This is a genomic window from Janibacter melonis (genome assembly GCF_020567375.1).
GTDB classification, from domain to species: Bacteria; Actinomycetota; Actinomycetes; order Actinomycetales; family Dermatophilaceae; genus Marihabitans; species Marihabitans melonis.
The window spans coordinates 119,012-143,274 of sequence record NZ_JAJBZM010000001.1; the positions used below are offsets into that span (position 1 = coordinate 119,012).

The window sequence follows — 24,263 nt, forward strand, 5'->3', positions numbered from 1 at the left end:
GTGAGCGACGACGTGCGGCGACCCGTGCCCCGGCGCGGCCTGCGCCGCTCGGTGCGGCTCTTCCGCGTGTTCCTGCTCGAGCAGAGCGAGCCCGACGTCTTCTACTCCGCTCTCGCGCACGACTCGCGCGACCTCCTCGCCGAGTGGGTCGAGCTCGACGGCGCGAGCCTCGTCGACGTCGGCGCGGGCCCGGCCGACTTCGCGCGGGTCTTCCGCGGGGCCGGCGCCCGCTACGTCCCGCTCGACCATGACCCGACGGTGGCCTCGGTGCGCGACGGGGGCGTCGTGGGCGACGCGTCCCGGCTGCCGCTCGCCGACGGCAGCGTCGACGTCGTCTTCTCCTCCAACGTCTGGGAGCACGTGCGCGACCCGCGCGGGGTGGCCGACGAGATGCTGCGGGTCACCCGGCCGGGCGGGGTGGTCCTCCTCAGCTACACGAACTGGCTGTCCCCGTGGGGCGGTCACGAGACCTCGCCGTGGCACTGGCTCGGCGGGGAGCGCGCCGTCCGCCGCTACGCCCGGCGCCACGGCCACCCGCCGAAGAACAGGGTGGGCGAGACCCTGCACCGGGTGAGCGTCGCCGACGGACTGCGGTGGGCGCGCGCGAGCGGCGCCGAGGTCCTCGTGGCCCGCCCGCGCTACCTGCCCGACGCGGCCCGTCACCTCCTGCGCGTCCCGGGGCTGCGCGAGGTGCTCACGTGGAACCTCCTGCTCGTCCTGCGCCGGCGATGAGCGCCGCCCACGACGAGCGCGTCGCGGTGCTGCGCGCCCGGTGGCACCGCCTGCTCGTCGTCGCCGGGCTCGCGCTCCTGCCGTGGCTCGTCGCCCCGGGGCGGGTGCAGCCGGACACGAAGCTCGACCTCACCGTCTCGCCGTGGCGCTACCTCGAGCGCTCCACCCACGCCTGGAGCACCCACAACGGCGTCGGCGAGCTGCAGAACCAGGCGTACGGCTACCTCTTCCCCATGGGGCCGGTGCACGGGGTGCTCACGAGCCTGGGGATGCCCGCCTGGGGGGTGCAACGGGTGTGGTGGGCGCTCGTGCTCGTCGTCGCCGTCCTCGGCGCCGAGCGCCTGCTGCGTCGCCTCGGCGTCCCCGGCACGGTGCCGGCCCTGCTCGGGGGTGCGCTCTACGCGCTCTCGCCCCGGGTGCTCACCATGCTCTCGGAGAGCTCGGTCGAGCTGTGGCCCTACGCGCTCGCCCCCTGGCTGGTCCTCGTCGTGCTGCCCCTCGCCGACCCGGCCGCGGGGTGGCCCGAGCTGCGTCGCTCGGCGGTGCGCACCTGCGCGCTCACGGTCTGCCTCGGCGGGGTCAACGCGACGGTCGACCTCTTCGCCCTCGCCCCGGCGGCGCTGTGGGTCCTCGCCGCCGCGCGAGGTCGCACCCGGCGGAGGGCCGCCGGGCTGTGGCTGCTCGCCGTGCTCGTCGGGTCCGCCTGGTGGCTCGCCCCGCTGCTCGTGCTCGGCCGGTACTCCTACCCCTTCCTGGACTACATCGAGCTCGCGGCGACGACGACCGGGGTGACCGGCGTCGTCAACGTGCTCCGCGGAGCGGACCACTGGCTGGCCTACATCCTCACCGACGCCGACCACCCGGTGTGGCAGTCGGGCTGGGTCCTCGCGCAGAGCGCGGTGGCCGTCGTCGCCACGTGCGTGCTCGCCGGGCTCGCGCTCGCCGGGCTGCTCGCCCACCGGGCCGCGCCGGACGTCGGACGCGGGGCAGACCGCGACGTCGCGCCGGACCGCGACCCCGTCGCCGCTGCCTCGCGTCGATGGGCGCTCGTGTGCCTGCTCCTCGGCGTCGTCGTCATGGCGGTCGGTCGCACGGGCACCGCCTCGGGGCCCCTCGCGCCGCTCGTGCAGGACCTGCTCGACGGGCCGGCGGCGCCGCTGCGCAACGTCCACAAGGCCGACCTGCTCGTCCGCCTCCCGCTCGCGCTCGGCGCGGCGCTCCTCGCCGCCCGGGTCGGCTCGCCGGTCCCGGGCCGGCGGGTCCTGCGCCAGGCCGGCGCGGTCGCACTCACCCTGGCCGTCGTCGGGTCGGTGCTGCCGGTGTGGCAGGGGCGGGTGGCCGACGCCTGGGGGTACGAGCGCATCCCGCTCGAGGTGCGCCAGACGGCGGGCGACCTCGACCGCGCCGCGCAGCGCGACGGGGGGAGCACCCTCGTCCTGCCCTCGGCCCGGATGGCCCACCTGTCCTGGGGACGCACGAACGACGAGCCGCTCAGCGCCCTCGCCGAGAGCCCGGTCCTCGTCCGGGCGGCCGCGCCGCTCGGCCACCCCGGGTCGACCCGCCTCGTCGACCGGGTCGACCGCCTCGCGTCCTCCGGGCGGGCCCAGCCCGAGCTCGCGTCGGCGCTGCGCCGGCTCGGCGTGAGCCGGGTCGTCCTGCGCTACGACGGTGCGCCCGACGAGCCGACGTCCGACCCCTTCGCCATGGAGGCCGCGCTCGTCGCGAGCCCGGGGATCGAGCACGTGCGCACCCGAGGGGCCGGTCGCACCGCCCTCACCCAGTGGGCGGTCGACCCCGACCCGGCGGTGACGGAGGGGGTGCGCAGCGACCCCGTGGGCGCGGTCACCGTGGCCGCCGCCTCGCCCGAGGGCGTGCTCGACCTCGAGGCCACCGGCGTGGTCCGCCCCGGTGCGCCGGTCGTGCTCGCCGGTGACGCCGGGCCGCTGGGCCGGGACCCGCAGGTGGTCACCGACACCCTGCGGTGGCAGCTCTACAACGCCGGGCGGCCCGCGGCCTCCGCGACCTCCCCGACCGTCGCCCAGGACGACCCCCGGCCAGGGACGACCGGGGCCCGGGCCCTGCCCCCCGGCGACGTCCTCGGCCGGGCGACGACCCGGACCTGGCCGGGCTACCGCTCCGTCGAGGTCAGCTCGACGGGTGCCGACCCCTTCGCCGGGGCCCGCGCCCCTGCCTCGGCGGGCCCGGGTGCCCTCGTCGACGGCGACCTCACGACGACCTGGGTCAGCGACCCGGACGACCCCGACCCTCGAGTCGTCCTCGAGCCCGACCGCCCTCTCGACGGGGGCGCGACCCCCGTCGTCGTCACGGTGCCCGACGGCCCCGCGCGGCCCGCACGGCTCGCGGTGAGCATCCCCGGCGGGGGTGCTGCGGGCTACCGCGACGACGTGGCCGTGCCGGCGACCGGCCGGCGGGTCACCCTCACGGTGCCCTCCGGCGGGCAGCGCGTCGAGATCGCCCCGCAGCGCGCCGCGGGCAGCTCCGTCGTCGGGCTGAGCGAGGTCGACCTCGGTGCGACGCCGACCTACCCGTGGACCCGGCGCGCGGGGACCGCGCTCACCCTGCCCGCCGCGCCCGGGGCCGAGGCCGCGCTGCTCACCCGGGACCCGCGGGCGGCCGCGTCGACCGCCCAGGGCGAGGACCCGGCGAGCCTGCGGCGCAGCGTCTCCGGCCTCGAGGGCGATCTCGCGGTGACGGCCTGGCTGCGCCCGCGCCCCGGTGCGGCCCTCGAGCACCTCCTCGACCGCGGGTGGGACCTCGCGGGCAGCACGCGCGGCGACCAGGAAGACGTCGGCGCGTCGCTGCGCTCCAGGCCGGGGGCGGCACTCGACGGCGACCCGCAGACGCGGTGGCAGCCCGACGCGGGTGAGGACCGGCCCCGCCTCGTCGTCGACCTCGGCTCGGCCCAGCCGGTGAGCCAGATCAGGCTCGGAGCACGCCTGGGTGGCCTCGTGCGGGTCAACACCGACACCGGCGCGTGGCTCGTGCCCGCGCAGGCCGGGGCTCTCGACGTGCCGGCGGGCACGACGCGGCGCGTCGAGCTCGTCTTCGAGCGATCCGGCGAGTGGGTGGCGCCGGAGGTCGAGCTCGTCGGTCCGGCCCGTTCGGCGGCGGGACCGGTGACGACGGCGTGCGGGCAGGCCGGTCGCGTGCGCGTGGACGGCGCGGCCGTCGACCTCGAGGTGACAGCGAGCCCGGACCAGCTGATCGCCGGGACGGTCCTGCCCGCCCGGACCTGCCCGGCAGCGGCGCCCGTCGCGCGCCCGGAGGGCATCGCCGTCGAGGCCGTCGCCGGCGAGGCCTTCGTGCCCGAGCGGGTGCTCCTGCGCACCCCCGGGGCCCAGCCCGGCACCACGCCGACGCCGGCCCGCGCCGTCGAGGGCGTGAGCGGCGAGGCCGAGGACCGGACGATCACCCTCGGCGCAGGCGGTGACAGCGTCGTGACGACCGACCAGGGAGCCAACCGCGGGTGGCGAGCGACCGACGCGGAGGGCCGGGTGCTGCGCCCGGTGACGGTGGACGGGTGGCGCCAGGGCTTCGTCGTGCCGGCAGGGGAGGCCGGTGCCGTCCGGGTGGACTTCGTGCCGTCGACGACCCATCGGGTCGGCCTCGCGGTCGGCGGGGTGCTCGCCGTCGTCGCGCTCCTCGCCGGGGCGGCGAGCCTGCTCGGCGGGCGTCGCCGGTCCGTCTCGGCCGCAGCGGCGCCCGTCTCGTTCGCCGGGCCCGACCCAGGACGGCCCATGACCGACGGGCGCACCACCGCGGGACCCGCGCCGGTGTGGGGGGCGCCGCTCCTCGCCGCCCTCGTCGGGCTCCTCGTCGCCGGGCCTCTCGGCCTGCTCGCGGCGGCGGCCGCCTCGCTCGTGCCCGCGCGGGCGCGCAGCGCTGCCGTCGTCACCCTCCTCGGCGTCGCGGGGGTGGCCCTGTCGGTGCTCGGGGTCGCCGAGCGGCAGTCCCTCGGCGCGCTCGTCGCCCAGCTCCTCGGCAGCGCCGTGCTCGGGCTCGTCAGCGCGGGGCTGCTGCGCCCGCGGGCGACCCGACCGGCTCCTGCCGCAGGCGCCGCAGGGCCGGACGCTCCACCCCCACCCAGGTGAGCGCCGCGAGCCCGAGGCTGATGACGAGCACCGCGACGAGCAACCACCCCGCGGGGACGGCGAAGAGCGGCAGCGAGAGCGTGGCGAAGAGCACCTGCAGCACGAGGACGTGCCACAGGAAGACGCCGTACGACAGGTCGCCGGCCCAGCGGGCGGCCCCGGCGGCGGGAGACCTCTGGACGCGCTCGTCGGCACCGCGGGCGAGCGCTGCCGCGAGGAGCAGCGCGGCGAGCACCGCGTAGAGCAGCTCCTTGACGACGGCCTCGGCCGGTGACGGCGCGGCGAGGTCGCGGGGGCCGGCGAGGGGGGTGCACGCGACGAGCAGGACGATACCGGCCGTGAGCACGAGCGTGCCGGGGCTCGTCGCGACCGTCTCGCGCAGCGCGCCCCAGCGCGCGGGCAGGGCTGCGCCGTCCAGCGAGACGACCGCGGCCACCAGCCCGACGGCGAACCACGCGGCGTGCCCGACGACCGACGTCGCGAGCGGCCCGGACCACCCGGCGCCGGGGGCCGAGGCGGCCAGGGCCTGGACGGCGAGACCGACGAGAGCGAGGACGAGGACACCGCAGAGGACGGCCCGCCCGCGCGCCGCGCCGGGCAGGCGGCGCAGGAGGACGCCGAGGGCGCCCGCCGCGAGGGGGAGGAGCAGGTAGAAGCACACCTCGGTCGTCAACGACCACGTCTGGGTGAAGGACTGGAAGGTCGGGCCGACGAGGCCCTGCCCGACGACGAGGTGCACGAGCACCGTGCGCACCGACACTGGGTCGGCGGCACGACCGCCGATGACGAGCGCGGCGAGGACCACGGCCGCGAGGACGAGCAGGTAGGCGGGCAGGATCCGCACGGCTCGGTGGCGGGCGTAGCGCGCGACCCGAGCGGGGGGCGGGTCGTCGGCCAGCGCCCGGGCGACCGCGGGGCGCCCCAGGAGGTAGGCGGAGATCGCGAAGAAGACCGCGACGCCGCTGTCGCCGCGGGCGGCGAGCGCCCCGAGCACGCCGTCGCGGGACGCGCCCGACCAGAAGCCGACGTGCGAGACGAGGACGAGCAGGGCGCCGACGCCGCGCAGCGCGTCCAAGGTCACCACCCGATGCCGCTGCACGTGTCCCACCACCCCGTCGTCCTCACCTACTCTTCGGTAGTCACGAGCCAGTGTGGACTACGAGAGAGGGACGTCATGGATGCGGTCCGGCCGGTGCTGCGCGCCCGCGCCCCCCTTCGCGTCTCCTTCGCCGGAGGCGGCACCGACGTCTCCCCCTTCCCCGAGCGCGAAGGGGGAGCGGTCCTCTCCGCGACGATCAGCAGCTACGCCTACGCGACGCTGCGGCCGCGATCGGACGGGCGGATCACCGTCGAGTCCCACGACTACGGCACCTCCATCGGCTACGAGGTCGGCGGGCCGGTGGTCTTCGACGGGCACCTCGACCTGCCCAAGGCCGCGATCAGCCGGATCATGGCCTTCGACGGGGCGATGGAGTCCCAGGGCTTCGACCTCTTCCTGCACACGAACGCCCCGCCCGGCTCCGGTCTGGGGAGCTCGAGCGCGGTCATGGTCGCCGTCATCGACCTCGTCGCCCGCCACTGCGGCATCCACCTCGACCCCTACGAGATCGCCGCCCTGGCCTACCGGCTCGAGCGCGACGACCTCGGCATCCCCGGGGGCTACCAGGACCAGTACGCGGCAGCCTTCGGCGGCTTCAACTTCATGGAGTTCCGCGGCGAGGGCGATGTCGTCGTCAACCCGCTGCGCGTCCAGGCCGACACGGTGCACGAGCTCGAGCACAACATGCTCCTCGCCTACACGGGTCGCACCCGCGTGAGCGACCACATCATCGAGGACCAGGTGACGCGCTACGAGAGCGGCGAGCACGAGGCGGTCGCCGGGCTGCGCGCCCAGCGCGACCTCGCCGACGCGATGAAGATCGCCCTGCTGCGCGGCCGGGTCGACGAGGTGGGCCGCCTCCTCGGCGAGGCCTGGCGCGAGAAGCAGCGGATGTCGACGCGCATCGCGACGCCTCTCATCTCCGAGGCGGTCGAGAGGGCGCTCGAGGTCGGCGCGCTCGGCGGCAAGGTGACCGGCGCCGGCGGCGGTGGGCACATGATCTTCATCTGCGAGTTCGAGCGGCGGCACATCGTCGCCGACACCCTCATCGGCATGGGGCTCTCGGTCTCGGAGTTCACCTTCACCCAGCACGGCGTGACGACGTGGCGGGGGCGGCGATGAGCGCCGACGTCGTCGCCGCCCGGCTGCGGGCCGGGACGCTCGCCTGGTCCCGCCTCGCCGAAGACCTCGCCGAGCCCGCGCTCGTCGCCCAGGTCGAGGCGGCCGGCTCGGTGGTCGTCGAGGCGCTGCGCGAGGGCCGGACCCTCCTCGTCGCCGGCAACGGCGGCTCGGCGGCCATCGCCAGCCACGTCGCGGCGGAGTTCCTCGGCAAGTGCGTCCACGACCGCCACCCGCTCCCGGCGATCTCGCTCGCCGAGTCGCACAGCTCGCTCACCGCGATCGGCAACGACTACGGCTTCGAGCAGGTCTTCCTGCGCGGGGTGCAGGCCTTCGGCCGCGAGGGCGACGTGCTGCTCGCGATGTCGACCTCGGGAGCGAGCCCGAACGTCCTGCTCGCCGTCGAGGAGGCCCGCGCCCGCGGTCTGCGCACGGTCCTCATGGTCGGGGAGCGGGGCGAAGGACGCCGCGGCCTGGCCGAGCACACGCTCGTCGTGCCCTCGGACGAGACCCCGCGCATCCAGGAGGTCCACATGCTGTGGGCCCACGCGTGGTGCGAGGCGGTCGACGAGGTCCTCGCCGACGAGGCGGGGACGCGCGGTCCGTGACCGGCCCGCACCCGGCCGACGGGCCGCCGATCCCGCCGGCAGGGGAGGGCGCCCCCTTCGACCTCGTGCTCCTCGACCGTGACGGGACGCTCAACGTCCAGGTCGTCGACGACTACGTGAGGGAGCCGGGGGCGCTGCGCCTGCTGCCCGGTGCGGCGGCGGCCGTAGGGCGGCTGCGTGCCGCGGGCTGCCGGGTCGTCGTGGTCACCAACCAGCGCGGCGTCTCGCGCGGGCTGATGACGCTGACCGACCTCGACGCCGTGCACGAGCGTCTCGAGGAGGAGCTGGCCGCGCGGGGCGCCGCGCTCGACGCCGTCCTGTCCTGCGTGCACGCGGCGGGGGAGTGCGGGTGCCGCAAGCCCGCGCCCGGTCTCCTCGACGAGGCCTTCCGGCGCGCCCCGTGGGCCGCGCGCGAGCGCAGCGTCCTCGTCGGCGACAGCGGCTCCGACCTCGCCGCGGCGCGCGCCGCCGGCGTCCCGGCTCGTCGGGTCGGGCCGGCCGGCGCGGCCCCGTCGTTGCTCGACGTCGTCACCGACCTCCTCCAGGGGCGCGACGGGTGATCCCGCGGGCGGCGCACCGCTCCGACGACCGGTGCGGCGGTGTGACGTCCCCTACGCTGTGCGCAGGTTCCGGGCCGCGCGATCTCAGTGCTACTGTCCGGTAGGTTTTGCTGGCGGACCAAGGAGGGTTCACACGTGCGCAAGGTTCTTCCGGCAGTGGTCATCGGGCTCGGTGCATTCCTGCTGACGATGGGTCTGCTGCTCAAGTTCGTGGCCTACCCGCGCCTGGCCGTCGTCCCCCTCGACATGAACACGCAGGCCGTCGTCGTCGACGACGACGCGAGCTTCTTCGACGCCGACAACGTCAAGCCCGCCACGGGCAAGCTGACGACGATCTCCACCGTCATCGGCGACCCGCAGGCCTCCGAGGACGCCTCGGAGCAGACCGGGCGCAAGGTCGCGGTGTGGGAGCTCGGGCAGAAGTCGGACAACAACGACGACAACTACCCGATGTCCGCGAGCACCGAGCGCGTCGCCTTCGACCGGACCACCGGCGAGGCGATCAACTGCTGCGAGGAGAACGTCGACGGCACCCAGGTGACCCACGAGGGCCTCGTCGTGAAGTTCCCCTTCGACACCCAGCCGGTCGACACCTACCGCTGGTGGGACGGCAACACCAAGGCGGCCTACCCCGTGAAGTACGAGGGCGAGGACGAGGTGCAGGGCATGGGCGTGTACAAGTTCACGACCGACGTGCCGCTGACGAAGTACGCCACCCGCGAGCTGCCCGACTACGCGCTGGGTCTCAAGGACGCCGGCCCCATCCAGGCCGACCGCTACTACTCGAACAAGCGCACCTTCTACGTCCAGCCCGCGACCGGCGTCATCATCGACCGCGTCGAGGAGCAGCACCAGGAGTTCCGCGCCCCGGGTGCGGAGACTCTCGACGCGCTCGACACGACGTCGCGCTTCACCCAGGAGACGGTCGACGCCAACGTCGAGGAGTACAAGTCCAAGGGCGCGCTCCTCGCCGCCGTCAACGGCCCGGCGTCCTACGCGATGATCGTCCTCGGGGTGCTGCTGCTGCTCGCCGGCGTGCTCCTCTCGCTCGTCCTCGGACGTCGCCGCCGCGAGGACGCCGCCCACGCGCAGCCCGCCTACGCCGGCACCCCGGCCTACTACGACAGCCCGGCCCACGGGGACGCCCCCGCGCCGGTCGACCCCGACCAGGACACCGTGCGGCGCTCGGACCTGCGGCGCGACGGCTGACGTGCGGGTCGTCGTCACGGGTGGCGCCGGGTTCCTCGGCTCCCACCTGTGCGAGCGGCTGCTCGCACGCGGTGACTCGGTCGTCTGCCTCGACAACTTCGTCACGGGGTCGGCGGCCAACCTCGCCCACCTCGCGCACGACCCGCGCCTCGAGGTCGTCGAGGTCGACGTCACCGACGACATCGACGTGGCCGGCGAGGTCGACCTCGTCCTGCACTTCGCGTCGCCGGCCAGCCCGGTCGACTACCTCAAGCTGCCGATCGAGACGCTCAAGGTGGGCTCGATCGGGACGCTCCACGCGCTCGACCTCGCCCAGCGCACCGGCGCCCGCTTCGTGCTCGCGTCGACCTCCGAGGTCTACGGCGACCCGGCGGTGCACCCGCAGCCGGAGAGCTACTGGGGCAACGTCAACCCCGTCGGGCCCCGCGGGGTGTACGACGAGGCCAAGCGCTTCGCCGAGGCGATCACGCTCGCCTACCGCACGACCCACGGGGTCGACACGGGGATCGTGCGGATCTTCAACACCTTCGGTCCGCGGATGCGGCCCAACGACGGTCGGGCCATCCCCAACTTCATCCGTCAGGCCCTCGCCGGCGAGCCGGTGACCGTCGCCGGGGACGGCAGCCAGACCCGCTCCATCTGCTACGTCGACGACCTCGTCGACGGCATCCTCGCGATGGCCGACTCCGGGCATGCCGGTCCGGTCAACATCGGCAACCCGCACGAGATCTCGATGCTCGCCCTGGCCCGCTGGGTCATCGAGCTCACCGGCTCGAGCTCGAGCGTCGAGCACATCGTCCGACCCGTCGACGACCCCACCGTGCGCCAGCCCGACACGACCCTCGCTGTCGAGCTCCTCGGCTGGCAGCCGCGGGTCGAGATCGAGGACGCGCTGCAGCGCACCATCGAGTGGTTCCGCCAGGAGGCCGCCCACGGCCTCGACCTGCCGCCGCTCACGCCCGACGACACCGAGCACATCCTCTCGGGCCACTGACCCGGTCGGTCTCAGAGCGGCTTGTCGGCGACGACGACGAGCGTGCCCGGCAGGTGCTCGCCGCGCAGGGGCGACCAGCCGCCCCACGTCTGCTTGTTGCGCGCCGGCCACTCCGGCTCGACGAGATCGACGAGGGTCAGCCCGGCGCTGATGACCTCACGGACGCGGTCGCCGACGGTGCGGTGGTGCTCGACGTAGCTCACCTCGCCGAGGTCGTCGCTCTCGACGTACGGCGTGCGGTCGAAGTAGGAGCCGTGCGCGACCAGCCCCTCCGGGCCGGGGACGTCGGGGAAGGCCCACCGCACGGGGTGGCTCGTGGAGAAGGCCAGCCGGCCGCCGGGGCGCAGGACCCGCGCGAGCTCGTCGACGAGGGCCTGGCTGTCGGCGACGAAGGGGGTCGCGCCGTACGCGCTGAGGACGACGTCGAAGGAGTTGTCGGCGAAGGGGAGCCGCTCCGCCGGGCACTGGACGAGGAGCGGGCGGGGTCGCTCCGGGGACGCCGCGTCGATGAGCGCCGCCGTGCGCAGCATCCCCATCGACAGGTCGGTGGACACGACGCGCGCCCCCTGGTCGGCGGCCCAGCGCCCGCCTTGCGCGCCGCCGCAGCCGAACTCGAGGACGTCGAGGCCGTCGAGGTCGCGCTCGATGCAGCCGAGCTCGTGCTCGTGCCAGCCCTCGGGGCCCCACACGAGGTCGCGGTCGCCGAGGAAGGCGCCGTGCTCGAGGTAGTAGTCGAGGGCCTCGGCGTCCCACCACCCGCGGTTGGCGACGGAGGTCTCGTCGGGGTCGGACGGGCGACGGTCGACGCCGTGGGTCATCGCTCTCCTCGTGCGCTCGGGCGGCTTTTGGTGGTGGGTCCTCGTGTGGCTAGGATGGAGGGGTCTTTCCTGTGCTCCGCCCCGATCCTCCTCGGATCGCCGGCGCAGCCCACGGGGACATCGCAACTGTGGCACACGCACCACCTGCTGCAGGCGCACCCCGCACCACCTGTCCGCACAACGAACCTGTCCGCAACGGAGCTCCTACTACATGACTGCCACCACGGTCCCCGCGACCGCCCCCGAGATCGCTGTCAACGACATCGGATCTCAGGAAGACCTCCTCGCTGCCATCGACGCCACGATCAAGGACTTCAACGATGGCGACATCGTCGAGGGCCACATCGTCAAGGTGGACCGCGACGAGGTGCTGCTCGACATCGGCTACAAGACCGAGGGCGTCATCCCCTCGCGCGAGCTGAGCATCAAGCACGACGTCGACCCCGGCGAGGTCGTCGCCGTCGGTGACGCCGTCGAGGCCCTCGTCCTCCAGAAGGAGGACAAGGAGGGTCGTCTCATCCTGTCCAAGAAGCGTGCGCAGTACGAGCGCGCCTGGGGCACGATCGAGAAGATCAAGGAGGAGGACGGCGTCGTCACCGGCTCCGTCATCGAGGTCGTCAAGGGTGGTCTCATCCTCGACATCGGCCTGCGTGGCTTCCTCCCCGCCTCCCTCGTCGAGATGCGTCGCGTCCGCGACCTCCAGCCGTACGTCGGCAAGGAGATCGAGGCCAAGATCATCGAGCTCGACAAGAACCGCAACAACGTCGTGCTCTCGCGTCGTGCGTGGCTCGAGCAGACCCAGTCCGAGGTGCGCACCACCTTCCTCAAGGAGCTGCAGAAGGGCCAGGTCCGCACCGGCGTCGTCTCCTCGATCGTCAACTTCGGTGCCTTCGTGGACCTCGGTGGCGTCGACGGTCTCGTCCACGTCTCCGAGCTGTCCTGGAAGCACATCGACCACCCGGGCGAGGTCGTCGAGGTCGGCGACGAGGTCACCGTCGAGGTCCTCGACGTCGACATGGACCGCGAGCGTGTCTCCCTGTCGCTCAAGGCGACGCAGGAGGACCCGTGGCAGCACTTCGCCCGGACCCACGCGATCGGTCAGGTCGTCCCGGGCAAGGTCACCAAGCTCGTCCCCTTCGGTGCGTTCGTGCGCGTCGAGGACGGCATCGAGGGCCTCGTGCACATCTCCGAGCTGGCCGAGCGCCACGTGGAGCTGCCGGAGCAGGTCGTCCAGGTCGGCGCCGAGATCTTCGTCAAGGTCATCGACATCGACCTCGAGCGTCGCCGCATCTCGCTGAGCCTCAAGCAGGCCAACGAGGACGGCGCCAACCTCACCGAGTTCGACCCGACGCTCTACGGCATGGCCGCCGAGTACGACGAGCAGGGCAACTACAAGTACCCCGAGGGCTTCGACTCGGAGACCAACGAGTGGCTCGAGGGCTACGAGACGCAGCGCGAGGCCTGGGAGAAGCAGTACGCCGAGGCGCACGCCCGCTGGGAGGCGCACCGCGCCCAGGTCGAGAAGTCGGCCGCCGACGACGCGGCTGCCGCCGAGTCGGGCGAGTCGACGAGCTCGTACTCCTCGGACAGCGCCCCGTCCACGAGCAGCCAGGCCGCCCCGGCGTCCTCCGGCGGCTCCGCCGGGGGCACCCTCGCCTCCGACGAGGCGCTCGCGGCTCTGCGCGAGAAGCTCACCGGCAACTGACCTCAGGTCACCCCGTGCGAAGGGGGCCGCGCACCGCTCGGTGCGTGGCCCCCTTCGTCGTCCCCGCGAGCCCGCCTACAGTGGCGGCCATGCTGCACGTGGGACTCACCGGTGGGATCGGGTCGGGCAAGTCGAGCGTCGCGCGACGGCTCGCGGAGCTCGGCACGGTCGTCGTCGACGCGGACCAGGTGGCCCGCGACGTCGTGGCGAAGGGGGAGCCCGCCCTCGCCGCGGTCGTCCAGCGCTTCGGCCCGCAGGTCCTGCGCCCCGACGGCGAGCTCGACCGGCCGGCGCTCGGACGGGTCGTCTTCGCCGACCCCGAGGCGCTGCGCGCCCTCGAGGGCATCACCCACCCCGCCGTGTGGGAGCGCACCGCACTGCTGCGCGAAGAGGCCGCGGGCGCGGGAGCCGCGGTGCTCGTCCACGACATGCCGTTGCTCGTCGAGAAGCAGATGTCGCCCGAGTACCACCTCGTCGTCGTCGTCGAGACCCCCGTGGAGACGCGGGCGCGCCGGCTCGTCGAGCACCGGGGGATGCCCGAGGAGGACGCGCGCGCCCGGATGAGGTCGCAAGCCGACGACGAGGCCCGCCGCGCCGCCGCCGACGTCGTGCTCGACAACGACGGCACCCCGCATGAGCTCGTGGAGCAGGTCGACCGCCTCTGGCGCGAGCGGCTCGCCCCCTTCGCCGAGAACCTGCGCACAGGGACCCCGGCCGCGCGGGACGACCAGCCGGCGCACGACGGCCCCGACGAGCACCGCGGTGCACGGCTCGCCGATCGCGTCGCGCACGTGCTGGGGGAGCGGTCCGCGCAGGTCGTGCCGGTGCCGTCGACCAGGGGCGTCGAGCTCGAGGCCGCCCTGCGGCCAGGGGGCGCCGAGGGCGACCTCGTCGGCCTGCTGGCCGCCGCGGGATACGTGCGCGACGACACCTCGGCGGAGGAGCACGTCTACCTCGGGTGCGACCCCGGTCAGACGGTGCGGCTGCGGCTCGTCCCCTCGCCGCGGCCGGGCAGGCCGTAGCCGACGAGACCGGGCTGGGTGAGCGAGAGGTGACGGACCTTGATGGCGTCGCCCTCATTGCCGCCGACGGTGACGACGTCGTGCCCGCGCCGGGTGACGAGGAAGTGGACGTGTTCGCCGGGCATCGACCCCTTCGCCCAGACGAGCAGGTCACCGGGGACGGGCACGTACCCGCTCCCGGCCTCGCGGAAGCGCCCGGTGCCGCGCAGGTGATCGGTGAGGGTGAGGACGCCCGGGATGCGCCAGCCGCCCGAGGCCGGGTTGCGCAGAGGGACCCCGGCCTCGCGCAGGACCCACGAGGCGAAGTCGGCGCACCACGGCTCGACGACCCCCTCGGCGTACCTCGTGCCGGGTCCCTGGTCGGCGTGCTCGGCCCGTGCCGTCGTGAGGACGCGGCGACGCGTGGGCGGCAGCCCGCGGGGGATCGCCGGGAAGTCCGGGTCGACCTGGCCGAGGGTGGGTCGGGCCGGCCGCTGCGTCGCGGCGACCGGTGCGCAGGCCGCGAGCAGGCCGAGCGGTGCGGCGGCGAGCAGCGCCCGCCGACCGGGTCCGCGTCCGTCCCCCCGTGCCATGGACGTGATCGTAGACCTCCGGCGTCGTCGGCCCGCTCGCCTACGCTGCGGCCATGCCGTCCTACCGGGTCGCGATCGACGTCCACGAGACCCACCCGGGTGTCTCCCCGCCGAGCCTGCTCCCGCTCGCCGAGGAGCTCCTCGCGCGCACCCACCGCGTCGAGGACCGGTCGGTCGAGCTCGTCCGGATGCAGCCGCAGATCCACATGCGTTTCCTCGTCGAGACGAGCACCGACGGCCAGGAGGACGACGAGGCCGAGGGCGCCGTGCGCCGCCTCGTCGCCGATCTCACGGCGTCCGCCGTGCTCGGGCGGTGGGTCCTGCGCCGGGGACCCGGCGGGCACTGGCGGGTCGTGCGCGAGGGGGTCGCCCCGGAGCCGCCGGACGTGCCCGTCGACTTCTGATCAGGTCTGCGCGGCGCGCCCGGTGGTGGACTCGCGGGCCACGAGGGTCCACGGCACCGCGACCTCCTGGCTGGGGGAGGTGTCGCCGTCGATGCGCGAGACGAGCATCTCCAGCGCCCGTCGCGCGAGATGGGTGAGGTCGGGGGAGATGGTCGAGATCGAGGGGTTCGCGTACCGCGTCTCGGCGATGCCGTCGAAGCCGATGACCGCGACGTCCTCGGGCACCCGCACGCCGGCCTCGGCGCACGCCCGCACGGCGCCGACCGCCATGAGGTCGTTGAAGCAGAAGACGGCGTCCGGGGGCGAGGGCAGGGCGAGGAGCTGCTGCATCGCCGCGTACCCGTCGCCCCGCTCGAAGTGGGGCACCCCGACGACGAGCTCGGGGTCGTAGGCGAGACCGGCCGCGCGCAGCGCCTGCCGGTAGCCGCGCAGGCGCTCCGACGCGGTGCCGCGCACGGTCTCCCGCCCGATCGCCGCGACGCGCCGCCGGCCGAGCGTCAGGAGGTGCTCGGTGGCCGCGCGGCCCGCCGCGACCGAGTCGACGGCGATGTGGTCGTAGCCGGTGGGGGTCGGCCGCTCGCCGAGCAGGACCATCGGCAGGTCGTCGTCGCGACCGGCGATCTCGTCGGCCGAGAGCGCGAGCGGCGAGAAGATCACGCCGTCGATGACGTGCGAGCGCATCCCCTCGAGGACGACGCGCTCCGCGTGCTCGTCGCCCCCGGTGGCGTCGAGCAGCACGATGAAGCCCATCGCGGCCGCCTCGCTCGTCACCTTCGCGGCGAGCTCGGCGAAGTACGGCGAGTCCATCGCCGGCACGGCGAGGGCGAGGAAGCCCGCGCGCCCGTGCTTGAGGTTGCGGGCCGAGAGGTTGGGCCGGTAGCGCAGCTCCTCGATGGCGGCGGAGACCTTCGCCCGGGTCGCCTCAGTGACGTGGGGATGATTGTTGACGACGTTCGAGACCGTCTTGACCGACACCCCGGCCCGCTCCGCGACGTCCCGCAACCGTGCTGCCACGCCCGACCTCCTCCGCGGCACGTGGTCGTGCCGTCCTCACTCGTACCGCATCACGGGTGCGCCTGCACCCTCGGGACCGGCGCACCCCGTCGGGTGCATTTTCGTCCCGACCTCTGGACAAGCATGTCATCCGTTGTAAAGATGGCGCCCAGCACCCGCGTTTCCACCGTTGCAAAGGCGACGGCAAGAGCATCGGTGCAGGTCACGGCAATGTCGCCGAACGGTCGAGGAGGACCACCGCATGGGCCATGCCACCGTCAGGGTCGACCCGGCGTTCGCCGTCGGGCCGCTCAACCGGCGTCTCTTCGGCTCGTTCGTCGAGCACATGGGGCGGTGCGTGTACACGGGGATCTACGAGCCCGAGCACCCCAGCGCCGACGCCCTCGGCTTCCGTCGCGACGTCGCCGACCTCGTCCGCGAGCTCGGCGTCACCGTCGTGCGCTACCCGGGCGGCAACTTCGTCTCCAACTACCGGTGGGAGGACGGCGTCGGCCCGAAGGGGGAGCGCCCGGTCCGCCTCGACCTCGCCTGGCGCTCGATCGAGACCAACCAGGTGGGCACCGACGACTTCGTCGACTGGTGCCGCTCGGTCGACGTCGAGCCGATGATGGCCGTCAACCTCGGCACGCGCGGGATCGCCGAGGCGGTCGAGCTGCTCGAGTACTGCAACGGCGACGACGGCACGCAGGTGAGCGAGCGCCGGGTCGCCCACGGCCACGAGCAGCCGCACGACATCCGCGTCTGGTGCCTCGGCAACGAGATGGACGGCCCGTGGCAGATGGGCCACAAGACCGCCGAGGAGTACGCGCGGCTCGCCGAGGAGACCGCCCGGGCGATGCGCCGCCTCCAGCCCGACCTCGAGCTCGTCGCGTGCGGCTCGAGCAACCGGGGGATGCCGACCTTCGGGACGTGGGAGCGGGTCGTCCTCGAGCGCTGCTTCGACCTCGTCGACCACATCTCGGCGCACGCCTACTACGAGCCGCACGACGGCGACCTCGACTCCTACCTCGCGTGCGCCGAGGACATGGACCGCTTCATCCGCTCGGTCGTCGCGACGGCCGACCACGTCGCCGCGGTCCGCGGCAGCGACAAGCGGATCGGCGTGAGCTTCGACGAGTGGAACGTGTGGTTCCAGGCCCGCTTCGACGGCGAGAGCAGCCTGGCGATCCGCGAGGCCCCCGAGCTCATCGAGGACGTCTACGACGTCATGGACGCCGTCGTCGTCGGCAGCCTGCTCATCACGCTCATGCAGCACACCGACCGGGTCGCCATGGCCTGCCAGGCCCAGCTCGTCAACGTCATCGCCCCCATCTCCACCCGACCGGGTGGCGCGTCGTGGCGGCAGAGCATCTTCTACCCCTTCGCCCTCACCGCCCGGCACGCCCGCGGCACGGTCCTGCGGCCCGCGGTGGTGAGCACCGCCGTGGAGACGGCGGAGTACGGCGCGCTCGACCAGCTCCTGCTCACCGCGACCCTCGACGAGGGCAGCGGTGACCTCGTGATCTTCGCGGTCAACCGCTCGCGCACGGAGCCCTGCGAGCTCACCCTCGACGTCGTCGGCCTCGCCGGGTCGGCCGCGGGCGGGGCGGGCTACCGCCTCGTCGAGCACCTCGTGATCTCCGACGAGGACCCCCACGCCCGCAACACCGAGGACGACCCCGAGCGGGTCGTGCCCGGTGCCGGCACCAGCACCCTCGACGGCGCGACCCTGCGCTCCGTCCTGCCCGCCATCTCCTGGCACTGCATCCGCCTCACCGAAGGGACACCGCGATGACCAGCTTCACACCACGAGGACCCAGCCGAGCGCCGCTGAGCCGGCGCAGCCTGCTCACCGGGGCGCTCGGCGCGGGCACCGCGCTCGGGCTCTCCGCCTGCGGCGGCGGCGGCTCGAGCAGCGTGCCGGGCCGCAGCTCGGCCACCGGCGGGGGCGGGGCCACGGGCTACGACGGCCCGAAGGTCACCCTGCAGTTCTGGAACGGCTTCACCGGCGGCGACGGCCCCTTCATGAAGAAGCTCGTCGACGAGTTCAACGGCGAGCACGAGAACATCGCCGTGACGATGAACACGATGCAGTGGGCGGACTACTACGCGAAGCTGCCGTCGGCCGTCTCGGCCGGCAAGGGCCCCGAGATCGCGATCATGCACGTCGACTCCGTCGCGACGAACGCTGCACGGCGCGTCATCCAGCCGCTCGACGACGTCGCCTCGGCGCTCAAGCTCACCGAGGCCGACTTCGCGAAGGTCCCGTGGGACGCCGGCGTCTACCAGGACCAGCGCTTCTCGATCCCGCTCGACGTGCACCCCCTCGGCTTCTTCTACAACAAGGACGTCATGGAGAAGGGGGGCCTGGACCCCGAGAAGCCGCCGACCGACGCCGAGTCCTACATGTCGGCGCTGGAGTCGATGAAGTCCAAGGGGCTGCAGGGCCACTGGGCCAGCCCCTTCCCCTTCACCGGCGGGCTCACCGTGCAGTCGCTCGTCTACCAGTTCGGCGGCTCGATGTTCGCCGAGGACGGCAGCGAGGTCCTGTGGGCGGACGAGGCCGGGGTCGAGGCCCTCACGTGGTTCTCGAAGCTCGTCACCGACGGCCACTCGCCGGGCAAGATCGCCCAGGACGCCGACATCGTCGCGCTCGAGAACGGCAAGACCGCCTTCAACTGGAACGGCATCTGGACGATCAACACCCTCAAGGAGAAGAAGGACCTCCAGTGGGGCGTCGCGGCGCTGCCGAACATCGGCGGCCAGGCCGCCGCGTGGGCGGGCTCGCACCAGTTCGTCCTGCCGACCCTGAAGACCCCGGACGAGGACAAGTCCACCGCCGCCCGGGTCTTCCTCAACTGGATCAGCACGAAGAGCCTCGAGTGGGCGAAGGGGGGCCAGGTGCCCGTGCGCAACGAGGTGCGCGAGTCCGCGGACTTCGAGGCCCTGCCCGAGCAGTCGACCCTCGCCGCCCAGATCGACGACCTGCGCTTCCCGCCGGCCGTCGCCGGTATCGGCGACGCGATGCCCGAGTTCGACAAGGCGCTCAACCTCGCCGTGCTCGGCTCGAAGGACCCCAAGACCGCCCTCGAGGAGGCGGCCGGCCGGGCCAACAAGATCCTGGAGGCCAACCAGAAGAAGTACGGCTGAGCGATGGCCACGACGACGACCGAGCCCGTGCCCGTGGCGCCGCCCACCGCGGCGGCGCCGCGGCGCCGGCGCTCCGGGATCCACGGGTCGGTGCTCACGCCCTACCTCTTCCTCGCGCCCTTCCTCTTCCTCTTCGTCTGCTTCGTCCTCGTGCCGGGGGTCTTCGGCATCTGGATCTCGTTGCACGACTGGGACTTCCTGCTGCCGGGCAAGCCCTTCGTCGGTCTGCAGAACTACGCCGACCTCTTCGACAGCAGCTCGGTGCAGTACGGGGCCTTCTGGGCGAGCATGCGGGCGACGGCGATCTTCGTCGTCGGCAGCGTGCCCTTCCTCGTCGTCCTGCCGCTGCTCCTCGCCATCGCGCTCAACCGGTCCTTCCCGGGCCGGACCTTCTTCCGGGCCGTCTTCTTCGCCCCCTTCGTCCTCGGCGTCGCGGTCGTCGGCCTCATGTGGCGCTACCTGCTCGACCCGAGCTTCGGTCTCGTCAACGGCATGCTCGGCGCGATCGGGCTGCCCGACGACATCCCGTGGACGACCGACCAGCCGTGGGCGTGGATCTCGCTCATCGGCGTCACCGTGTGGTGGACGGTCGGCTTCAACGCCGTCATCTACCTCGCCGGGCTCGCCGACATCCCCGCCGAGCACTACGAGGCCGCCGAGCTCGACGGCGTCAACGCCTGGCAGCGGCTGCGCTACATCACGCTGCCGGCCCTGCGGCCGGTCCTCATCTTCGTCGTCGTCACGACCTTCCTGGCCAGCGCCAACATGTTCGGCCAGAGCTACCTGCTCACCCAGGGCGGGCCGGGCGACAGCACCCGGACCGCCATCATCACCATCACCGAGCTCGGTCTCACGCAGTTCCGGATGGGTCAGGCCTCGGCGATGAGCTACGTGCTCGCGCTCTTCCTGTGCCTCGTCTCGCTGCTGAACTTCTGGGCCCTGCGAGAGAGGAGGTGACCCGATGACCCGTCGCCGCGGACCCCTCTTCTGGGTCACCATGGGAGTGCTCAGCCTGGTCTTCGTCGGGCCGCTCCTCCTCGTCCTGCTCACGTCGCTGAAGTCGCAGGGCGAGGCGCGCAGCGTGCCGCCGACCTACCTGCCCTCGGAGTGGACCGCCCGGGCCTACGACGTCCTCTTCTTCCAGGACGACGCGAGCCCCGTCGTGCGGTGGTTCGCCAACTCGTTGCTCGCGGCGAGCCTGCACGCGATCCTCGTCGTCACCGTCTGCGCGATGGCCGGCTACGCGCTGGCGCGGCTCGAGTTCCCCTTCAAGCGGGCGATCTTCGCGATGATCATCGCCACGCTCTTCGTGCCGGGCTTCATCTTCCTCATGCCGAACTTCATCATCCTCGACCGGCTGGGCTGGCTCGACACGATCTGGGCGCTCGTCGTGCCCGGGGCGGCGGGAGCCTTCGGCGTCTTCTTCATGCGCCAGTTCTTCCTCGGGCTGCCCAAGGAGCTCGAGGAGAGCGCCCGGCTCGACGGGGCGGGCCCCTTCCGCACCTTCGCGAGCATCGTCCTGCCCAACGCCCGGCCGGCCCTCGTCACCCTCGGGGTGCTCAGCTTCCTCACCAACTGGAACGACTTCATCTGGCCGATCTACGTGCTCTTCTCCCCGGAGCGCCTCACCCTGCCCGCCGGCCTGAGCCGGCTGCAGGGCGCGTACACGATCGACTACCCGGTGGTCATGGCCGGCGCGATGCTCGCCGCCATCCCCGTCCTCGCGCTCTACGTCTTCGTGCAGCGCTACGTCATCGAGGGCGTCGCGAGCAGCGGCGTCAAGGGCTGACCCCCGTCAGGAGCACCATGCGCACCACGAAGCACCGCCTCGCCGTCGTCACGACCGCCCTGCTCGCCGCCGTCGGGCTCGTCGCCGGGCCGTCCTCCGGCGCCACCCGGCCGGACGACCCCGCCCCGCCGCGACCCGTGACGCAGAACGCGGTGTCGGACAGCTTCTCCGACACCTACGCCGACCCCTCGGTCATCCGGGGGAAGGACGGGTGGTGGTACACCTACGCGACCTCCGACCCGCTCGTGTCCGGTGGCACCCCCGGGCTCATGCACATGGCCCGGACGAAGGACTGGTCCTCCTTCGAGTACCTCGGCACGGTCTTCACCGACGCGACCCGGCCGACGTGGGCGACGCGGACCTCGGGGCTGTGGGCGCCCGACGTGCGCAAGATCGGCGACCGGTACGTCATGTACTTCACCGTGACGGACTCGACCCAGCACCCGCAGGGCGACGACTCGGCGATCGGCGCGGCGACGGCGCCCACCCCGGCGGGGCCGTGGACGGCCACGGACGGCCCGGTCGTGCCGCCGCGAGCCGCCCCGGGCGGCGGCTGGTGGTGGACCTTCGACCCGTCGGGCTTCACCGACCTCGACGGGCAGCGCTACCTCTACTACGGCAGCTACTTCGGCGGCATCTGGGTGACGAAGGTCGCCGACGACGGCCTCACTGCGGTCGGCGAGCCGGTCCGGGTCGCCGTGGACAACCGCTACGAAGGGGCGTACGTCGTGCGTCGGGACGGCTGGTACGTCCTCATGGCCTCGGCCGCCAACTGCTGCGCGGGCCCCTCGACCGGCTACTCGGTCTTCGCCGGGCGCTCCCGCAGCCCCATGGGCCCCTTCGTCGACGCCGAGGGCACCTCCCTCGACACCTCCGCGGTGGGCGGGACCATCGCGCTCACCCAGAACGGCAACCGCTTCGTCGGCGTCGGCCACCACGCGGTCGTCACCGACAGCACGGGTGCGGACTTCGTCGTCTACCACGGCATCGACCGGCACGACCCGTGGCTGGCCGAGCCCTTCGGCATCAACCGGCGCCCGATGCTCGCCGACCGGCTGGACTGGGTCGACGGCTTCCCCCGCACCCGGGCCGGCGCCGGGCCGAGCGACACCCCGCAGCCCGGCCCCACCCTCGGCTCCTCGCTCGGCATCACGCCCGAGGACCCCGCGGCCGGTGGCTTCACCGGGATGCGCGTCGGCCCCCGCGACCGGCTCGGCGGAGCCACCGGGCTCGTGCGCGGCACGGCGAGCACCCGGCGGGCCGCGCCCGCCGGCGACGTGCACGTGCGGCTCGACATCCGAGGGGACAAACCCCTGCGTGTCACCCTTGGCCGCGCTCCCGGGGTCACCGTGACGGTCGACCCCCGGGGCCGCACGCTCGGGATGAGCACGAGCGGCGCCGGCCGACCGCTGCGCGACTCGACCGCGCTGCCGAGCACGAGCGGGTGGCAGACGCTCACCGTGCGGGCCACGGACGGGCAGGTCCGGGCCTCGCTGTCCGAGGACGACCTCCATGACCCGTACGCCGAGGTGACGCTCGAGCGCGACCGGCTCCGCGTCGGGTCCGCCCCGGTGCGCCTGAGCAGCGGGGGCACGGTCGTCGACAACGTCGTCGTGACCCCGGCGGCGCAGGACGCCCGTGAGCTCGCTCCGGTGCCCCAGGCGGGTGCCCTCATCACGGGCGAGGAGTTCGACGACGCCTCGACCCCGGCGCTGACCTGGGTGCGTGAGAACCCCCAGGCCCGCGTCGAGGACGGGCAGCTGCGCTGGCCGGTAGAGGGCACCGACCTCACCGGCGGGGGCAACCAGGCCGGGCTGCTGCTCCACGACGCGCCCGACGACGGCGACTGGATCGCGCAGACGAAGGTCCACCTCGACCTCGGCACCGACGAGATCCGCAACTACCAGCAGGCGGGCCTCGTCGCGCACGCCACCGACGACGACTTCGCCCGGCTCGGCACCGTCGCGATCTGGAACACCCGGCAGACGGAGTTCGGTCGTGAGGTCGCCGCGGCTCCCGACGGCCGGACGTCGTACGGCGGTGCACTCGTGGGGACCGCCGCCCCCACCATGTGGCTGCGCCTGGCGCACCACCGCACGGCGGAGGGGGAGCACCTCTACCGCGCGGGGACGAGCCGGGACGGCCGGACGTGGACGTGGGGCGCGACCTGGGCGCTCGGCGCCGGCACCGAGCCGAGGATCGGGCTCTACTCTCACGGCGGGGCGTCCCCGGCCGCCGTGGCCTCTTTCGACCACCTGCGCTTCTACCGCACCCGGTGGCCCTCCGACCCCGGCGCCGGGTGAGCCGGCCGCGGGTGCCACGGGCCCGCTCGCGAGGACGGCGCACCGCCGCCGTCCTCGCGGGCGCGTCCCTCGCCCTGGGCGCCTGCCAGTCCCCGACACCCGACGCCGCCCCGCGGCAGGAGAGCGAGAGCATGACCGGCTTCACCAACCCCGTGTGGGCGAGCAACTTCCCCGACCCGCAGGTGCTCGACGCCGACGGCTCGTACGTCGCGATCGCGACGAACGGCAACGGGATGAACGTCCAGACCCTGACGAGCACCGATCTCGTCGACTGGAGCCAGGGCTCGGACGCGATGCCCGAGCTCGCGAGCTGGACGTCGCCGGGCAAGGTGTGGGCGCCCGAGGCCGTGCAGATCGGGGAGCAGTGGGTCATGTACTACACGACCCGCGCCCCGGACCCCGAGATCCAGTGCATCGGCGTCGCCGTCTCCGCGCAGCCCGAGGGGCCCTACGTCGACGACAGCGACGGACCTCTCGTGTGCGAGGAGGACGCGGGCGGGTCGATCGACGCCCACCCCTTCGTCGACACGGACGGCCAGGCCTACCTGTACTGGAAGAACGACGGCAACGCCGTCGGGGTCGACACGTGGATCTCGGTGCAGCGCCTCGGCCCGGACGGGACGACGCTGCTCGGCGAGCCCGAGCGGGTCATCCGCCAGGACCTCGCGTGGGAGGGCGACCTCGTCGAGGGACCCTTCGTGCGGGAGGAGGACGGCGTCTACCACCTCTTCTACTCCGCCAACGACTTCGGCTCGGACCGGTACGCGGTGGGGCACGCGACCGCGGAGGCGCCGACGGGCCCCTTCGTCAAGGACGACGAGCCGGTCCTCGTGAGCAACGAGGTGGCCGCCGGGCCGGGGCACAACTCCCTCGTCGAGCGCGACGGCCGGGTGTGGATGGTCTACCACGCGTGGGCGCCGGACGCGGTGGGCTCCGAGGTGCCCGGGCGCACGATGTGGCTCAGCGAGGTGACCTTCGACGGGCGCTCGGTGAGCGTCGACCCGCCGGCGTCGGACGTGCCGACGCGACCCTGACCCGGCCCTACCGGAATACGTTGTCGGTGCGGGCGCTTAG

General features: G+C 73.6%; 20 protein-coding genes. 16 read left to right on the forward strand and 4 right to left on the reverse strand.

The genetic code is table 11. The features are described from left to right. Positions 1-732 carry a class I SAM-dependent methyltransferase gene (locus LIV55_RS00540; RefSeq protein ID WP_229298878.1) on the forward strand — a complete coding sequence of 244 codons (732 nt, stop codon included), beginning with the start codon at positions 1-3 and terminating at the stop codon, positions 730-732. Continuing rightward, positions 699-4,844 carry an alpha-(1->3)-arabinofuranosyltransferase domain-containing protein gene (locus LIV55_RS00545; protein WP_229298879.1) on the forward strand — a complete coding sequence of 1,382 codons (4,146 nt, stop codon included), beginning with the start codon at positions 699-701 and terminating at the stop codon, positions 4,842-4,844. The genes LIV55_RS00540 and LIV55_RS00545 overlap by 34 nt, the downstream gene beginning before the upstream one ends. Here LIV55_RS00545 and LIV55_RS00550 read toward each other — a convergent pair. After that, complete coding sequence (locus LIV55_RS00550; RefSeq protein WP_229298880.1) at positions 4,756-5,928, reverse strand: acyltransferase family protein; 1,173 nt, start codon at positions 5,926-5,928, stop codon at positions 4,756-4,758. The genes LIV55_RS00545 and LIV55_RS00550 overlap by 89 nt on opposite strands. A 90-nt stretch (positions 5,929-6,018) precedes the next feature. Between LIV55_RS00550 and LIV55_RS00555 the strand changes: the two genes are divergently transcribed. From LIV55_RS00555 to LIV55_RS00575, 5 genes are all read left to right on the forward strand, one after another. Continuing rightward, entirely contained in the window at positions 6,019-7,065 is a 1,047-nt protein-coding gene (locus tag LIV55_RS00555; protein ID WP_123091676.1) for a GHMP family kinase ATP-binding protein, read from the forward strand. Further along, complete coding sequence (locus LIV55_RS00560) at positions 7,062-7,670, forward strand: D-sedoheptulose-7-phosphate isomerase (protein ID WP_123091966.1); 609 nt, start codon at positions 7,062-7,064, stop codon at positions 7,668-7,670. The genes LIV55_RS00555 and LIV55_RS00560 overlap by 4 nt, the downstream gene beginning before the upstream one ends. Beyond that, on the forward strand, positions 7,667-8,230 hold the full coding sequence (locus tag LIV55_RS00565) for a D-glycero-alpha-D-manno-heptose-1,7-bisphosphate 7-phosphatase (protein ID WP_163562369.1): 564 nt from the start codon (positions 7,667-7,669) through the stop codon (positions 8,228-8,230). The genes LIV55_RS00560 and LIV55_RS00565 overlap by 4 nt, the downstream gene beginning before the upstream one ends. 135 nt (positions 8,231-8,365) lie before the next feature. After that, positions 8,366-9,439, forward strand: coding sequence for a cell envelope lipid trafficking protein PgfA (gene pgfA / locus LIV55_RS00570; protein ID WP_148041564.1), 1,074 nt, complete (start codon positions 8,366-8,368; stop codon positions 9,437-9,439). A 1-nt stretch (position 9,440) separates the two neighbouring features. Continuing rightward, positions 9,441-10,433, forward strand: a complete 993-nt coding sequence (locus LIV55_RS00575; protein ID WP_229298881.1) for a UDP-glucuronic acid decarboxylase family protein — start codon at positions 9,441-9,443, stop codon at positions 10,431-10,433. 11 nt (positions 10,434-10,444) lie between these two features. On the opposite strand, the gene LIV55_RS00580 is transcribed toward LIV55_RS00575, so the two are convergent. Next, positions 10,445-11,251 carry a class I SAM-dependent methyltransferase gene (locus LIV55_RS00580; RefSeq protein ID WP_229298882.1) on the reverse strand — a complete coding sequence of 269 codons (807 nt, stop codon included), beginning with the start codon at positions 11,249-11,251 and terminating at the stop codon, positions 10,445-10,447. Between the two features lie 211 nt (positions 11,252-11,462). Here LIV55_RS00580 and rpsA point away from each other — a divergent pair, with 211 nt between their 5' ends. Both rpsA and coaE read left to right on the forward strand, forming a co-directional pair. Beyond that, positions 11,463-12,956: a 30S ribosomal protein S1 gene (gene rpsA / locus LIV55_RS00585; RefSeq protein ID WP_068276069.1), complete on the forward strand. Its 1,494-nt coding sequence runs from the start codon at positions 11,463-11,465 to the stop codon at positions 12,954-12,956. Between the two features lie 89 nt (positions 12,957-13,045). Then, positions 13,046-13,978: a dephospho-CoA kinase gene (gene coaE / locus LIV55_RS00590; RefSeq protein ID WP_229298883.1), complete on the forward strand. Its 933-nt coding sequence runs from the start codon at positions 13,046-13,048 to the stop codon at positions 13,976-13,978. Here the strand turns inward: coaE and LIV55_RS00595 are convergent. Next, entirely contained in the window at positions 13,927-14,550 is a 624-nt protein-coding gene (locus LIV55_RS00595) for a CHAP domain-containing protein (protein WP_229298884.1), read from the reverse strand. The two genes, coaE and LIV55_RS00595, sit on opposite strands and share 52 nt — an antisense overlap. A gap of 53 nt (positions 14,551-14,603) precedes the next feature. Here LIV55_RS00595 and LIV55_RS00600 point away from each other — a divergent pair, with 53 nt between their 5' ends. Then, entirely contained in the window at positions 14,604-14,954 is a 351-nt protein-coding gene (locus LIV55_RS00600; RefSeq protein WP_229298885.1) for a hypothetical protein, read from the forward strand. Here LIV55_RS00600 and LIV55_RS00605 read toward each other — a convergent pair whose 3' ends face one another. Further along, on the reverse strand, positions 14,955-15,968 hold the full coding sequence (locus LIV55_RS00605) for a LacI family DNA-binding transcriptional regulator (RefSeq protein ID WP_229298886.1): 1,014 nt from the start codon (positions 15,966-15,968) through the stop codon (positions 14,955-14,957). A 241-nt stretch (positions 15,969-16,209) separates the two neighbouring features. Here LIV55_RS00605 and arfA point away from each other — a divergent pair, with 241 nt between their 5' ends. The 6 genes from arfA to LIV55_RS00635 are packed head-to-tail and all read left to right on the forward strand — an operon-like array spanning position 16,210 to position 24,223. Further along, positions 16,210-17,742, forward strand: coding sequence for an arabinosylfuranosidase ArfA (gene arfA / locus LIV55_RS00610; RefSeq protein ID WP_123091685.1), 1,533 nt, complete (start codon positions 16,210-16,212; stop codon positions 17,740-17,742). Next, positions 17,739-19,097, forward strand: a complete 1,359-nt coding sequence (locus tag LIV55_RS00615; protein WP_123091686.1) for an ABC transporter substrate-binding protein — start codon at positions 17,739-17,741, stop codon at positions 19,095-19,097. Before arfA ends, LIV55_RS00615 begins: the two co-directional genes overlap by 4 nt. Positions 19,098-19,100: 3 nt before the next feature. Beyond that, complete coding sequence (locus LIV55_RS00620; RefSeq protein WP_123091687.1) at positions 19,101-20,054, forward strand: carbohydrate ABC transporter permease; 954 nt, start codon at positions 19,101-19,103, stop codon at positions 20,052-20,054. Positions 20,055-20,058: 4 nt separating this feature from the next. Then, positions 20,059-20,886 (forward strand): carbohydrate ABC transporter permease, encoded by an 828-nt coding sequence (locus LIV55_RS00625; protein WP_123091688.1) that lies wholly within the window; start codon positions 20,059-20,061, stop codon positions 20,884-20,886. A 17-nt stretch (positions 20,887-20,903) separates the two neighbouring features. After that, positions 20,904-23,189 (forward strand): glycoside hydrolase family 43 protein, encoded by a 2,286-nt coding sequence (locus LIV55_RS00630; RefSeq protein ID WP_229298887.1) that lies wholly within the window; start codon positions 20,904-20,906, stop codon positions 23,187-23,189. Beyond that, on the forward strand, positions 23,162-24,223 hold the full coding sequence (locus tag LIV55_RS00635) for a glycoside hydrolase family 43 protein (RefSeq protein ID WP_229298888.1): 1,062 nt from the start codon (positions 23,162-23,164) through the stop codon (positions 24,221-24,223). The genes LIV55_RS00630 and LIV55_RS00635 overlap by 28 nt, the downstream gene beginning before the upstream one ends. The last annotated feature ends 40 nt before the right edge of the window (positions 24,224-24,263 follow it).

Excerpts from the sequence above, each read along its gene's own strand:
- LIV55_RS00625 (WP_123091688.1), top strand. The coding sequence starts at position 20,059 with ATGACCCGTCGCCGCGGACCCCTCTTCTGGGTCACCATGGGAGTGCTC.
- LIV55_RS00580 (WP_229298882.1), bottom strand. The coding sequence starts at position 11,251 with ATGACCCACGGCGTCGACCGTCGCCCGTCCGACCCCGACGAGACCTCC.
- LIV55_RS00620 (WP_123091687.1), top strand. The coding sequence starts at position 19,101 with ATGGCCACGACGACGACCGAGCCCGTGCCCGTGGCGCCGCCCACCGCG.
- LIV55_RS00555 (WP_123091676.1), top strand. The coding sequence starts at position 6,019 with ATGGATGCGGTCCGGCCGGTGCTGCGCGCCCGCGCCCCCCTTCGCGTC.
- LIV55_RS00600 (WP_229298885.1), top strand. The coding sequence starts at position 14,604 with ATGCCGTCCTACCGGGTCGCGATCGACGTCCACGAGACCCACCCGGGT.
- coaE (WP_229298883.1), top strand. The coding sequence starts at position 13,046 with ATGCTGCACGTGGGACTCACCGGTGGGATCGGGTCGGGCAAGTCGAGC.
- LIV55_RS00630 (WP_229298887.1), top strand. The coding sequence starts at position 20,904 with ATGCGCACCACGAAGCACCGCCTCGCCGTCGTCACGACCGCCCTGCTC.
- rpsA (WP_068276069.1), top strand. The coding sequence starts at position 11,463 with ATGACTGCCACCACGGTCCCCGCGACCGCCCCCGAGATCGCTGTCAAC.
- LIV55_RS00560 (WP_123091966.1), top strand. The coding sequence starts at position 7,062 with ATGAGCGCCGACGTCGTCGCCGCCCGGCTGCGGGCCGGGACGCTCGCC.
- LIV55_RS00615 (WP_123091686.1), top strand. The coding sequence starts at position 17,739 with ATGACCAGCTTCACACCACGAGGACCCAGCCGAGCGCCGCTGAGCCGG.
- arfA (WP_123091685.1), top strand. The coding sequence starts at position 16,210 with ATGGGCCATGCCACCGTCAGGGTCGACCCGGCGTTCGCCGTCGGGCCG.
- LIV55_RS00595 (WP_229298884.1), bottom strand. The coding sequence starts at position 14,550 with ATGGCACGGGGGGACGGACGCGGACCCGGTCGGCGGGCGCTGCTCGCC.